Raw genomic sequence first — 13,698 nt, forward strand, 5'->3', positions numbered from 1 at the left:
ACCCCCGTACACCACCGAGCGGGCAGCTCGTGCAGTGATGGAATCGTGGCATCCACCGATAATCAACTGATAAACGGGCGCGTTGAGCGAATCGACCTGGGCTTATACCGCGACAGAGGGGGATGATTCGTCCCCCAACAGGCGCCGTACATCGGCCGCTTCGGGCGAACCGAGCGCGGTGAAGACGGCCAGGGCGTCGTGCCAGCAGGCGTGGGCACGGACCGGCTGGCCCATGCCGTCGAGCGCGCTGCCGAGTACGGTCAGGGCGTTGGCGGTGCGCCACTCGCCGCCGACCTCGCGGAGGATGACGAGCGACTGCTCGGTGTGGGCGGCGGCCTGCCGCCAACTGCCGCCCGCGAGGTGAACCTTGGAGAGCCGGAAGAGCGTCATGCCCTCCCAGAACTGCTGCCGCGCCTCCCGGAAGATGCCCAGTGCCTCGGTGAGGCAGCTCAACGCGTCGTCGAGGCGGCCCTCCGCGGTGAGCGCGATGCCCATCGCGTACAGGCCGTTGCCGAGCCGGAAGCCGGCGCCCAACTCGCGGTAGATCGCGACGACCCGTTCGGTCGCCGCCACCGCGGCGGCGATGTCGCCCAGTTCGATCTGCGCGCGGGAGAGATTGCTGAGCGCCGCCGCCTCGCCGTGCTTGTTGCCGTCGGCGCGGAAAGCCTCAAGGGCGGTGGTGTGGTACTCCGCGCACGCCTCGAAGCGCTGGCCCTGGTGGGCGATGCTGCCGCGCAGATTGGGCGCGTAGCTCGACGTCATCGGGTCCTCGGCGGCCAGGCCGAGCACCAGGGCGCGCTTGGCCTCGGTCTCGGCCTCCTCGAACCGGCCCGACATCCGCAGGAGTTGGCCGAGCCAGATCCGCCCGCGCCCCTCCACCAGCGTGTCCCCGCAGTCGTGCGCCGTCGTCACCAGTGTCCGCGTCGCCTGCTCGTATTGCCGCGCGTAGACACCGGACTCCATCAGGTCCTGGGCGACCAGCAGCAGGTCGACGGCGCGGCGCATCGGGCCCTCGCAGCCGCCGTCCGCGGCCTGCTGGACGGCCGCCAGCAGATTCTGCGCCTCGGAGAAGAGCCATTCCAGGGCCTCGTCCGGGGCGCCGAAGGTCAGGCCGGAGTGCGCGGTGAGGGCGAGGTGGTCCAGGACGCGGTCGCCGGGGTTCTCCAACTCGTAGGCGCAGGAGGCCGAGGCGAGGTAGAAGTCCAGCACCCGCGACAGCGCCGCGCAGCGCTCCCGCGCTGTCTCGTCGCGCTCCGCGCACTCGCGGGCGTACAGGCGCAGCAGGTCGTGGAAGCGGTAACGGGCGGGCGCGGCGGACTCGATGAGGCTGATGTCGACCAGCGCCTCCAGCAGCTCCTCGGCCTCGTACGGGTCCAGGTCGAGGGTGGCCGCCGCCGCGTGCAGCGAGATGTCCGGGCCGTCGGCGAGCGAGAGCAGCCGGAAGGCGCGGGCCTGCGGCGCCGACAGGTGGCCGTAGCCGAGGGCGAAGGTGGCCTTCACCGCGAGGTCCCCGGCCCGCAGTTCGTCCAGCCTGCGCCGCTGGTCGGCCAGTTTGTGGGCGAGTACGGAGACGGTCCAGGTGCGGCGGGCGGCCAGCCGGGACGCGGCGATCCGGATGGCCAGCGGCAGGAAGCCGCAGGCCGCCACGACGTCGAGGGCGGCCTGGCGTTCGCTGGTGACGCGCTCCTCGCCGACGATCCGGGTGAAGAGCTGGAGCGCCTCCTCCGGCGACATCACGTCGAGGTCGACCAGATGCGCGCCCGCCAGGTCGACCATCCGCACCCGGCTGGTGACCAGGGCGGCGCAGCCGGGGGTGCCCGGCAGCAACTGGCGGATCTGCGCGGCGTCGTAGGCGTTGTCGAGCAGCGCGAGCACGCGGCGGCCGTCGAGGGTGGAGCGGTAGAGCGCGGCGCGGTCGGCCAGCGACTCGGGGATCGCGGAGTCCGGGGTGCCGAGCGCGCGCAGGAACGAGCCGAGTACGGCCTCGGGTTCCGCCGGGCGTGGGTCGGTGCCCTGGAGGTCGACGTACAACTGCCCGTCGGGGAAGGAGTCGCGGGCCGCGTGGGCGACATGGACGGCGAGCGTGGTCTTGCCGACGCCGCCGATGCCCGCGACGGCGGAGACCGCCATCACCCCGCTGCCCTGCGACGCCTGGGCCAGTTGCTCGCTCAGTTCCCTGACCACATTGCGGCGGCCGGTGAAGTCCGCGACGGTCGCGGGCAGTTGCGCGGGCCGTACGATCTCGGCCGGTCCGGCGGCGGAACCGGCCGGGGCGGCGAGCGAGGGGTCGGCCTCCAGGATCTTCTGGTGCAGGTCCTTCAGCTCGGCCGACGGGTCGATGCCCAGCTCTTCGGCGAGCAGGCGGCGGGTGTCGGCGTAGACGCCGAGCGCCTCGGCCTGCCGGCCGCTGCGGTAGAGGGCCAGCATCAGCAGGGCGCGCAGCCGCTCGCGCAGCGGGTGTTCGGCCGAGACCGCGGTGAGTTCGGAGACGGCCTCGGCGTGCGCGCCCAGCTCCAGGTCCAGTTCGAGACGGGTCTCGATCAGGCCGAGGTGCCATTCGGCGAGCCGGTTGCGCTGCGTCTCGGCGTGCGGCCCCGGAAGGCCGGCCAGCGGCTCGCCGTGCCACATCTCCAGCGCGGTGCCCAGCAGTTCGCGGGCGCGGACCGGGTCGACGGCGCGCTGCTTGTCGGCCTCGGCGGCCAGCCGCTCCACGACGGCGCAGTCCAGCGCGTCGTCGGCGACCCGCAACGAGTAGCCGCCGGAGTCGGTGACCAGGGCCTCGGGGCCGAGCGCCTTGCGCAGCCGGAAGGCGTACGAACGCAGCGCGGCGAGCGCGGTGTTGGGCGGCGACTCTCCCCAGACGGCGTCGAGCAGTTCCGACGCGGTCGCCGTGCGCCCGCCGCGCAGCAGCAGCGCGGCCAGCAAGGCGCGCTGCTGTGGTGCGCCGGTGACGATCGGCTCGTCGTCTCGCCAGGCGCGCACCGGACCGAGGACCGCGAACCGCAGGCTGTTGCCCGGTTCCGTCCTGCTTTCCATCTCTGCCCCCTGAACGTGGACCTGCTCATTGTGTACCCGCGCCTGGAGCGGCGCACTGCTTGTGCCAGCCACCGGCGGTGGTCGGCCGCCGGGCGCTGAATGGTGCGTGACCCGATTATTCGCGAAGCCGGGCGCCCCCGCGGCCCGTCGCCCGCACGTATATCAATCGTTCATCGCCGGACGGAACAGTTGTCCGCATGGCGCACGGGACCGAGGGTTCGGCACCGTCCGTGCCAGTTTGCCGTGTCGGGCCGCCGGGGTCACCCCGTGCAAGGACCCGAACCGGACTTGCAGCAAAAGTTGGGCTGGAATTTGAGGTTCCGTCTGTGCGTGCGCGGAGGTTGTGCTGTGTGGGACTGGTCCATGCCGGTGTGTGTCCTGCGAAAGAACAGGTAGCGGGCGTTTCATGTGTGCTGAGTGCACGAGTCATGCGGCAGGTGCCGGTGAGCCGGACGGGCCGATCGGGTCACTGCCTGTCAGGCCGAGGCACCTGCCGTCGGCCGCCGGGTCCGAGCTGTTCCGGGCTCCGGTACGCGAGGTGCGCCCGGTGCGCCCGGCCGGATCCGTACGACGGATGCCGGCCCCGGCCGCGGGGCCCGCGATGAGCGGCGAGGGCCGGGAGCGGCCCGGCGGCGGGGGCGGCGGCAACGGCGGCACGCGGCGGCTCGGGGACGCCGGACGGCTGCCCGGCGAACTGCTGCGCCGCCGCGCCGAGCGCGCCCCGCAGGCCGTGCCCGCGCTGCCGTATCCGCGGACGACCGTCAGCGGCACCGCGGGGTGCAGCTTCGCCGAACTCGACCGGCGGGCCCGCGCGGTGGCCGCCCGGCTCGGCAGCCTGCTGGCTCCCGGCGCGCGCGTGCTGCTCGCCTATCCGCAGGGCCCGGACCTCGCGGGCGCCTTCTTCGGCTGCCTGTACGCGGGGATGGCCGCGGTGCCGCTGGTGCTGCCGGGACCGGGCGCCAACGACGCGGTCTCCCGCGCGGTCCGCCGCTGCGACCCCGACCTGGTGCTGACCGGCTCCGACGGCTGGTCCGCGCTGGCCGTCGACCGCACCCGTACCCAGGTGATGGAGGCGGACGGCGTCCGCGTCGCGGGCGAGCCCGTGTGGCGGCTGGCGCAGAACTGGCGGCCGGTCGGCGTCCTGCGCAGCGCGCCCGCGTACCACCGCTACTACGACGACGGCGTGGTCGGCGGGCGGCTGGAGCCCGCGATGGCGCACGCCGATCTCACCGAGGTGATGGGGGAGCTGGCGCAGGCGGTACGGCTGGGCACCGACGAGGAGAACGTCGGCTGGATCGCGGCCGTGCACGGCGTGGAGGACGCGGTGTGGCGGATTCTGCTGCCGGTGCGGGTGACCGACTGACGGCCGCCGCAGCCGGGGAGCCCCGGAGGCCCGTAGTGCCGACGATGTGACGACACGTTAGCTGACGGATCGTCAGATCGGCGCTACCGTTGTGCCCATGGAGACCTTCCCGAAGATCATCTCGGTGGACGACCACACCGTGGAGCCCGGCAACGTCTGGCGGGACCGGCTCCCGTCGAAACACCACGACACCGCGCCGCGCATCGTGCGCGCGCCCCTGAAGGAAATGACCTTCCTCGGCGGCCGGTTCGCGCCCACGATGGGCGAGCCGGGGGACGAGGGACCGCTCGCCGACTGGTGGCTGTACGAGGGCCTGCGCCGCCCGCTGACCCGGCTCGACACCGCCGTCGGCTACTCGCGCGACGAGATCAGGCTCGAAGCGATCACGTACGAGCAGATGCGGCCCGGCTCGTACTCGGTGCCCGAGCGGCTGGCCGACATGGACGTCAACCATGTGCAGTCCGCGCTCTGCTTCCCCACCTTCCCGCGCTTTTGCGGGCAGACCTTCACCGAGGCCGAGGACCACGACCTCGGGCTGCTGTGCGTGCGCGCGTACAACGACTGGATGGTCGAGGAGTGGTGCGGCCCGCAGGCGGGCGGGCGGCTGATACCGCTGACCCTGATACCGCTGTGGGACGCCGAGTTGGCCGCCGCCGAGGTACGGCGCAACGCGGCGCGCGGCGTACGCGCGGTCTGCTTCTCCGAGATCCCGCCGCACCTCGGACTGCCGTCGGTGCACACCGACTACTGGGACCCCTTCTTCCGCGCCTGCGACGAGACCGGCACCGTCATCGCCATGCACATCGGCTCCTCCAGCCGGATGCCGTCCACCTCCGCCGACGCGCCGCCCGCGGTCGGCTCCACCATCACCTTCGCCAACTGCTGCTTCTCGATGGTCGACTGGCTGATGTCCGGCGCCCTCGAACGCTTCCCGAACCTCAAGATCATGTACGCCGAGGGGCAGATCGGCTGGATCCCGTACATCCTGGAGCGCGCCGACGTCGTCTGGGAGGAGAACCGCGGCTGGGGCGGGGTCGCCGACAAGGTGCGGCGCCCGCCGTCCGAGACCTTCGCCTCGCACGTCTACGGCTGCTTCTTCGACGACGCGGTCGGCCTGCGCAATCTCGACGCGGTCGGCGTCGGCAACGTCCTCTACGAGACCGACTACCCGCACTCGGACTCCACGTGGCCCACGTCGCGCGAGGTCGGCGAGGCGCAGATGGGCCACCTCTCCCAGGACGTGGTGGAGCGGATCGTGCGCGGCAACGCCATCGACCTGCTCGGCCTGACCCCCGACGGCCTGTGGCCCGGGCCCGGTTCGAGCGCCGGGCCGGTCCCGGGACCCGGCGCGGGGGCGTAGGCCATGGGCGTCCCGCGCGTGCTGCCGCCAGGGCGGCTCTCCTACGGCATGCAACTCCCCGTCCAGTCGCAGAGCACGATGTACGCCGAGGGCTGGGAGGCCGACGCGGGCCCGGCCGAACTCGCCGCCGTCGCCCGCGCCGCCGACCGGCACGGCTTCGCGTACGTGGCCGTCTGCGACCACATCGCGGTGCCGCGCAGGCTGGCCGCCGCGATGTCCACCACCTGGTACGACCCGGTGGCCACCCTCGGCTATCTCGCCGCCGTCACCGAACGCGTACGGCTGCTCAGCCATGTCGCGGTCGTCGGACTGCGGCACCCGCTGGCCACCGCCAAGCAGTACGCGACGCTCGACCGGCTCTCCGGCGGGCGGCTGATCCTCGGTGTCGGGGCCGGGCACGTGGTCGAGGAATTCGACGCGGTCGGCGCGGACTTCGCCGGGCGCGGCGGTGTACTCGACGAGACCATCGACGCGCTGAAGGCGGCGCTCGGCGAGGACGAGTTCCCCGAACACCACGGCGAGCGCTACGACTTCGCCGGTCTCGGGCAGCGGCCACGCCCGGTGCAGACGCCCCGGCCGCCGGTCTGGGTCGGCGGTTCGTCACCGGCCGCCGTCCGCAGGGCCGCCCTCAGGGGTGACGGCTGGCTGCCGCAGGGCGACCCGCGCGACCGGCTGCCGGGCCAGATCGACCGCGTCCGGCGGCTGCGCGCCGAGGCCGGGATCGCCGACCCGATCGAGATCGGCGCGATCACGGAACCGCTCTACGTCGGCGAGCCCGGCTGGCACGTCGGCCGGTACACCCTGCACGGCAAGCCGGACGCGCTCGCGGAGAGCCTGCGCGCCTACCGGGCCATGGGCGTCGACCAGATCCAGGTGCGCTTACGCAGCCGGGGCGTGGCCGAACTCCTCGACCAGATGGCGGCGTTCGCCGCCGATGTGGCACCGCACCTCGACACGTGAGTCCCGTTGACCCCCCCGTTGACCCCCCCGTTGTCCCACCACCCCCGGAGGCCCGGATGGGCAAGCTCGACGGCCGTACCGTCCTGATCACCGGCGCCGCGCGCGGCCAGGGCGAGCAGGAGGCCCGGCTCTTCGCCGCGGAGGGCGCGCGCGTGCTGCTCGCGGACGTGCTGGACGACCAGGGCGCGGCGCTGGCCGAGGAGATCGGCGACGCGGCCCGCTACACCCGGCTCGACGTCGGCAGCGAGGACGACTGGACGGCGGCGCTGGCGTACGCCGACGAGCAGTTCGGCGGCCTCGACGGACTGGTCAACAACGCCGGGATCCTGCGCTTCAACGCGTTGGCGGACACCCCGCTGGAGGAGTACCTCCAAGTCGTCCGGGTCAACCAGGTGGGCGCCTTCCTCGGCATGCGGGCCTGCGCGCCCGCGCTGACCGCCGCGGGCGGCGGCACGATCGTCAACACCGCCTCGTACACGGCGCTCAGCGGCATGGCGCTGCTCACCTCGTACGCGGCGACGAAGGCGGCGATCGTCGCCATGACGCGGGTGGCGGCGCTGGAGCTGGCGCCGCACGGGATCAGGGTGAACGCAATGTGCCCCGGCGCAGTCGACACCCCGATGGCCAATCCCGCGGTGCTCGACCCGGCCGCCGACCAGGAGGCGATGGCGGCGGCCACCGCCCGCTTCTACCGCAAGCTGCTGCCGCTGGGCCGGATGGGCCGGGCCGACGAGATCGCCAGGCTCGCGCTCTTCTTGACCAGTGAGGACTCCTCGTACGTCACCGGGCAGCCGTTCGTCATCGACGGCGGCTGGCTGGCGGGAGTCGCGGCGCTCTGAGTCCGCCGTCGAGCGTATCTGACGGTCCATCAGCTATTGACGCCCCACCGTGCCGGTGGAAGAGTCGGATCAGATCTGACGGAGCGTCAGAAACCGGAGGATGGTGACCCCTTGGAATTCGGGCTCTTTGTACAGGGATATGTGCCCGCCGCGCGGGCCAAGGCCGACCCCGAGGCCGAGCACCACGCGCTGATCGAGGAGACCGAGTACGTCATCCAGGCGGACCGCTCCGGCTTCAAGTACGCCTGGGCCTCCGAGCACCACTTCCTGGAGGAGTACTCGCACCTGTCGGCCAACGACGTCTTCCTCGGCTATCTCGCCCACGCCACCGAGCGCATCCACCTCGGCTCCGGCATCTTCAACCCGCTCGCGCCGGTCAACCACCCGGTGAAGGTCGCCGAGAAGGTCGCCATGCTCGACCATCTCTCCGGCGGACGCTTTGAGTTCGGCTCGGGGCGCGGCGCGGGCAGCCACGAGATCCTCGGGTTCATGCCGGGCATCACCGACATGAACCACACGAAGGAGATCTGGGAGGAGACCATCGCGGAGTTCCCCAAGATGTGGCTCCAGGACGAGTACCCCGGCTTCAGCGGCAAGCACTGGTCGCTGCCGCCGCGCAAGATCCTGCCCAAGCCGTACGGCCGCTCCCACCCGGCGATGTGGTACGCGGCCGGCTCGCCGCCCTCGTACGCGATGGCCGCCCGCAAGGGCCTGGGCGTGCTCGGCTTCAGCGTGCAGAAGGTCTCCGACATGGAGTGGGTCGTCGAGTCGTACAAGTCGGCGATCGGGCAGGCCGAGCCGGTCGGCGACTTCGTCAACGACAACGTGATGGTGACCTCGACCGCGATCTGCGCAGAGACCACCGAGAAGGCGCGGCAGATCGCCGTGGGCGGCGGCCTCAACTACCTCCAGTCGCTGCTCTTCCGCTACCACGACACCTTCCCGCGCCCCGACGGCATCCCGGTCTGGCCCGAGCTTCTGCCGGACTACACCGAGGAGTTGATCGATCTGCTCATCTCCGAGGAGCTGATGATCTGCGGCAACCCCGACGAGGTGCTGGCGCAGTGCAAGCGCTGGGAGCAGGCGGGCGCCGACCAGTTGACCTTCGGGCTGCCGATCGGCATCGGCTACGAGGACACGATGAACACGATCAAGCTGATCGGCGAGCACGTCATACCCGTCATCGACACCGATCCGGTGCACCGCACGACCCGGTTCCGGCAGGCGGCGGCGTAACGCGACCGGGCGGCACGCGCCAGCGCGACGTACGAGAGGAGCACACCCGTGTTCGACCATGTGATCAAGGGCGCCACCGTGGTGGACGGCACGGGCGCGCCCTCCCGTACCGCCGACGTGGCGCTGCGCGGCGGCCGGATCGCGGCCGTCGCCGAACCCGGCGGCCTCGGCGAGAGCGGGCGCTCCCAGGAGGACGCCACCGGCCTCGTCCTGACCCCCGGCTTCGTCGACCCGCACACCCACTACGACGCCCAGCTCTTCTGGGACCCCTTCGCCACGCCCTCGATGAGCCACGGCGTGACCACCGTCGCGGGCGGCAACTGCGGCTTCACGCTCGCGCCGCTCCACCCCGACCGGCCCGAAGACGCCGACTACACCCGGCGGATGATGTCCAAGGTCGAGGGCATGTCGCTGGCGGCGCTCGAAGAGGGCGTCGACTGGACGTGGTCGTCCTTCGGCGACTACCTCGACGCCCTGGAGGGGCGGATCGCCGTCAACGCCGGTTTCATGGTGGGCCACTGCGCCCTGCGCCGCCACGTGATGGGCGCCGACGCGGTCGGCGGACAGCCCACGCGGGACCAACTCGACGCCATGCTGCGGCTCTTCCACGAATCCATGGAAGCCGGCGGCTGGGGCCTTTCCACCACGCAGTCCAGTACGCACTCCGACGGCGACGGACGGCCGGTCGCGTCCCGGCACGCCCGGCCGGACGAACTCCTGGCCCTGTCACGGGCGGTGGGCGAACACGAGGGCACCCAGATCGAGGCCATCGTGGCGGGCTGCCTCGACCAGTTCGCGGACGAGGAGATCGACCTGCTCGTGGAGATGAGCGCCGTCGCCGGGCGCCCGCTCAACTGGAACGTCCTCACCATCGACGCCGCCGTCCCCGAACGCGTCCCGCGCCAACTCCTCGCCTCGGAGCGGGCCCGCAAGACGGGCGGCCGGATCGTCGCCCTCACCATGCCGATCCTCACCCCCATGAACATGTCGCTCGGCACCTTCTGCGCCCTCAACCTCATCCCCGGCTGGGGCGACATCCTCGCCCTGCCCGTCCCCGAACGCATCGCGCGGCTGCGGCAGCCCGCCGTACGCGCCGAGATGCTGCGCCGCGCCGCCAGCCCCGAGGCCGGGGTCTTCCGCCGCCTCGCCGACTTCGGCCGCTACGTGATCGGCGACACGTACAGCGACGCGAATCAGGGGGTCTCGGGGCGGGTCGTCCGCGACATCGCGGCCGAACGCGGGCAGGAACCCTTCGAGACGATCGTCGAGATCTGCGCCAACGACCGCATGCGCACGGTGCTCTGGCCGATGCCCACCGACAACGACCCCGACTCCTGGGCGCTGCGCCGCCGCACCTGGGACCACGAGGACGTCATGCTCGGCGGCTCCGACGCGGGCGCCCACCTCGACCGGATGTGCGGCGCCCCGTACACCACCCGCTTCCTCGGCGACTGCCTGCGCGGACGCCAACTCCTGCCGCTGGAACGCGCCGTCCGCATGCTCACCGCCGACCCCGCCCGCCTCTTCGGCCTGCGCGGCCGAGGCGTGATCGCCCCGGGCAACGCCGCCGACCTCGTCCTCTTCGACCCCGAACGCATCGACGCGGGCCCCGCCACCCTCCTCCACGACCTCCCCGGCGACAGCCCCCGCCTCGACTCCCGCGCCACCGGCATCCTCAGCGTCCGCGTCAACGGCGTCGAGACGATCCGCGACGACACCGTCACCGGTGCCGTCCCCGGCACCGTCCTGAGATCCGGCCGCGACACGGCAACCGTCCGAACCACCCCCTGACCGGCGGGGGGCCGCGCGGCCGGTGCCGTGCTGGGCGCTGCCGTGCTGGGCGGTGCGCGGGGGCCGAAATCCCGTCGCCGACACGATCGTCGGCTCCCTAGCATGCGAGCGTGACCGAGGACGGGGAAGAAGAGGGCGAGCGGCGGCGGGTGCCCGTGCTGCGCGGGCGGGGCGTCGCGCTCACCCCGCTGGAGGCGGACGACGCCGAATTGCTGCACGAGTGGCGGGCGGACCCGGTGGCCACCCACGAGATCGGCATCTGGCCGCGCCCGCTGTCCTGGCTGCGCGAGCGCGTGGAGCGCGACATCGACGACAACGACCGCGACGACTTTCTCGTCCTGTTGCCGGACGGCACCCCGATCGGGCACGTCGCCCTGATCGAACAGGACCTCGCCGACGGCACCGCCGAGCTGTACCTGTTGCTCGACGCCGCCCACCGCGAGCGCGGCCACGCCACCGCCGCCCTCGACGCGCTGATCGACCTCGCCTTCGGCGACCTTCCGCTGCACCGCCTCCAGGCCGTCACCCACACCACCAACACGCCCGCGCTCGCCGTACTCGCCGCCTCCGGCTTCGTCCACGAGGGCGTGCGCCGCTCCTGGTGCCAGCACCGGGGCCGCCGCCACGACGCCGCTGTCCTCTCGCTGCTCCGCCCCGAGTGGGAGGCGCTGAGCAGGCCCCGCGCGTGGGACCACTGAGGTACGGCCGCCGGTCCGCGTCGGTCGTCGCGTCGGTCGTCCCGTCGGTCTTCGCATCCGTCGTCGCGTCGGACTCCGGTCCTGGGCCCCGGGCCCGGCGGGACTGACAGACTGGCGCGTACGCGCGGCATTCGCGGCACCCCTGGCTCCCGCCCTCCTGCCCCCGTGCGCCGAGATCGGAGCGAAGTGATGAAGGCGGCCCGTTTCAGCCGGTTCGGGGGACCCGAGGTCCTGGAGATCGTGGACCTTCCCGATCCGCACCCGGGCCCCGGCCGGATCCGTATCGCGGTACGCGCGGCGGGACTCAACGCGAGCGACTGGAAGAAGCGGAAGGGCCTCATGGACGAGGAGCTTCCGCAGACCCTGGGGTACGAGGCGGCGGGCGTCGTCGACGAGGTCGGCGAAGGGGTCACCGATGTGGCCGTCGGCGACCGCGTGTTCGGCCTCTGCGCCGAGGGCGCCGCGCAGGCCGAGCTGGCGGTGCTCTCCTTCTACGCGCCGATCCCGGCGTCGCTCGACTTCGCCGGGGCCGCCGCGCTGCCGTCCGCCGTCGAGACGGCGGCGCGCGGCCTGGACCAGCTCGGCGTCCGCGGCGGCACCGTCCTGATCAACGGCGCCTCCGGGAGCGTCGGCGCCGCCGCCGTGCAGCTCGCCGTGGCGCGCGGCGCCCGCGTCATCGGCACCGCGAGCCCGGCCAACCACGACTTCCTCCGCTCGCTCGGTGCCGAACCCGTCTCGTACGGCGACGGTCTCTCCGACCGCGTCCGCGCGCTCGCCCCCGACGGCGTGGACACCGCCCTCGACGTCGCCGGGAGCGGCGCCCTCCCCGAACTCATCGCCCTCGCGGGCGGCCCCGGCCACGTCGTCACCCTCGCGGACTTCCTCGGCGCCCGCGAGCACGGCGTCACCTTCAGCCGCGGTGACAGCGGCCGGGCCCTCTACGTCCTCACCGAGATCGGCCCGCTGATCGAGGCGGGCCGCTTCGCACTGCCCGTCGCCCGGACGTTCCCCCTCGCCGACATCGCGCAGGCGCACCGCCTCAGCGAGGAGGGCCACGTACGGGGCAAGATCGTGCTGACGGTCAACGCCGCGTAGCCGCCGATTCAGTTGACGGGTCACCGGTCATGGGTCACGCACGGACAAGCCCGTGCGACGCAGGGTCAAGGCACCTCCGCGAGGACCGTCCTAGCCTTCCCGTACTGATTCAAGACGCCTGGCGTCATCGAATCGGTAGACCGATGGATGAAGAAGGAATCGGGAAGGAATCCAGATGCGAGTTGTCAAAAGTCGCCGTGCTCTGTTCGGGAAAGCCGCTGGGCTGGCAGCGGTGACTAGCGCTGCGGTTTTCATCGGTTCAGGAGTGGCCGCTGCGAACGACAACATGGTGGTGTACACCACGGACAGCGGGACCTCTGGCGCCTACATGCATTACAGCGCTGATCAGTACCAGGTCTGCGACAACCAGGCCGACGGTCTGCGCGCCTGGGGACAGTTCTCGTACGTTCCCAAGGGCGGCGGCAGCAGGGTCTACTCGACCCCGACCCAGGACGCGAACGGGGCTGGTACGTGCGTGTCGTCGTACACGCAGTCACTGCCGCCTGGCACCAGGATCTACATAGAGGTATGCCTTCGAGACGGTTCAGCCGGGGCTCTTCGGTATTGTGCGGGGCTTAACGAAGTGCTGTGATCCGGAAGTGTCCCCAGGGGATTCACTCGGGTCTGGGATGTCCTGGGCAGGGTGAATCTGGCCGCTGGGTCCGGTTTCCGGGGCCAGCGGCCAGCCGCTGAATACGGCACTCCGTAACCGGGTACCTGTCGGCACCGTCCTCGCAGAAGTGGAGCTGCCGTGTTCGCCGCCTATCTGACGGTCACCATCCTCGGCGCCCTCTTCAACGGCGCCGCCGCCGTCACCTACCTCATCGGCCACGAATACCCCAAGACCCAGGCCGACATGAAGGGCCTGCCCCGCAAGTGGGTGCCCTTCCTCGGCGCGTTGCTCGCCGCCGGCACGGTCGGCCTGCTGGCCGGGCTCGCCGTCCCCATCCTCGGCACCCTCGCCGCCTGCGGCCTCATCCTCTACTTCATCGGCGCCGTCACCGCCCACCTCCGCGTCGGCTCCCGCGACATCCTCGGCGGCATCGTCTTCCTCGCCACCGCGGCAGCCGCCCTGACCCTGGGCCTCGCCCACCACGGCGCCTGGTAGTCCTCCGAGCGTGACGGTGCCGTCGGGGTTTCGGGAGGCCGACGGCCAGTAAGGGCGTACCGCGTACCGGACGCGCTCAGTGATGCGCCGATAACGCTCTGGATTTGAGCCGTTCACTGAGCTTCTTCGAGACGGCCACCGATCGGGTGACGGTCATGAGGCGAAACGAGCGAGGCCCCTGGGCTGTTGATCGAGATGTCTGACGTCTCAAT

10 protein-coding genes are annotated in these 13,698 nt (G+C 72.0%); 9 read left to right on the forward strand and 1 reads right to left on the reverse strand.

The window, feature by feature from the left end:
* Window positions 1–102: 102 nt before the first annotated feature.
* On the reverse strand, window positions 103–3,036 hold the full coding sequence (locus tag ACIOC1_RS23290) for a BTAD domain-containing putative transcriptional regulator (protein ID WP_401856235.1): 2,934 nt from the start codon (window positions 3,034–3,036) through the stop codon (window positions 103–105).
* A 601-nt stretch (window positions 3,037–3,637) separates the two neighbouring features.
* Between ACIOC1_RS23290 and ACIOC1_RS23295 the strand changes: the two genes are divergently transcribed.
* The 9 genes from ACIOC1_RS23295 to ACIOC1_RS23335 all read left to right on the forward strand — a co-directional run bounded on the left by ACIOC1_RS23295 (window position 3,638) and on the right by ACIOC1_RS23335 (window position 13,486).
* Window positions 3,638–4,399 carry an AMP-binding protein gene (locus tag ACIOC1_RS23295; RefSeq protein WP_355337678.1) on the forward strand — a complete coding sequence of 254 codons (762 nt, stop codon included), beginning with the start codon at window positions 3,638–3,640 and terminating at the stop codon, window positions 4,397–4,399.
* Between the two features lie 97 nt (window positions 4,400–4,496).
* Window positions 4,497–5,759, forward strand: a complete 1,263-nt coding sequence (locus tag ACIOC1_RS23300) for an amidohydrolase family protein (protein WP_355337681.1) — start codon at window positions 4,497–4,499, stop codon at window positions 5,757–5,759.
* A 3-nt stretch (window positions 5,760–5,762) separates the two neighbouring features.
* Window positions 5,763–6,719: a TIGR03619 family F420-dependent LLM class oxidoreductase gene (locus tag ACIOC1_RS23305; protein ID WP_391043239.1), complete on the forward strand. Its 957-nt coding sequence runs from the start codon at window positions 5,763–5,765 to the stop codon at window positions 6,717–6,719.
* A 56-nt stretch (window positions 6,720–6,775) separates the two neighbouring features.
* Window positions 6,776–7,558, forward strand: a complete 783-nt coding sequence (locus ACIOC1_RS23310) for a glucose 1-dehydrogenase (protein WP_355337686.1) — start codon at window positions 6,776–6,778, stop codon at window positions 7,556–7,558.
* Window positions 7,559–7,669: 111 nt separating this feature from the next.
* Window positions 7,670–8,794, forward strand: coding sequence for an LLM class flavin-dependent oxidoreductase (locus ACIOC1_RS23315; RefSeq protein ID WP_391043245.1), 1,125 nt, complete (start codon window positions 7,670–7,672; stop codon window positions 8,792–8,794).
* Between the two features lie 48 nt (window positions 8,795–8,842).
* Window positions 8,843–10,585 carry an amidohydrolase family protein gene (locus ACIOC1_RS23320; RefSeq protein WP_401856236.1) on the forward strand — a complete coding sequence of 581 codons (1,743 nt, stop codon included), beginning with the start codon at window positions 8,843–8,845 and terminating at the stop codon, window positions 10,583–10,585.
* A gap of 110 nt (window positions 10,586–10,695) precedes the next feature.
* On the forward strand, window positions 10,696–11,283 hold the full coding sequence (locus ACIOC1_RS23325) for a GNAT family N-acetyltransferase (RefSeq protein WP_401716394.1): 588 nt from the start codon (window positions 10,696–10,698) through the stop codon (window positions 11,281–11,283).
* 189 nt (window positions 11,284–11,472) lie between these two features.
* Window positions 11,473–12,378 (forward strand): NADP-dependent oxidoreductase, encoded by a 906-nt coding sequence (locus ACIOC1_RS23330; protein WP_401856237.1) that lies wholly within the window; start codon window positions 11,473–11,475, stop codon window positions 12,376–12,378.
* 751 nt (window positions 12,379–13,129) lie between these two features.
* Window positions 13,130–13,486 carry a DoxX family protein gene (locus tag ACIOC1_RS23335; protein WP_401856238.1) on the forward strand — a complete coding sequence of 119 codons (357 nt, stop codon included), beginning with the start codon at window positions 13,130–13,132 and terminating at the stop codon, window positions 13,484–13,486.
* The last annotated feature ends 212 nt before the right edge of the window (window positions 13,487–13,698 follow it).

This window comes from Streptomyces sp. NPDC088197, assembly GCF_044741185.1.
Classification (GTDB): domain Bacteria; phylum Actinomycetota; class Actinomycetes; order Streptomycetales; family Streptomycetaceae; genus Actinacidiphila.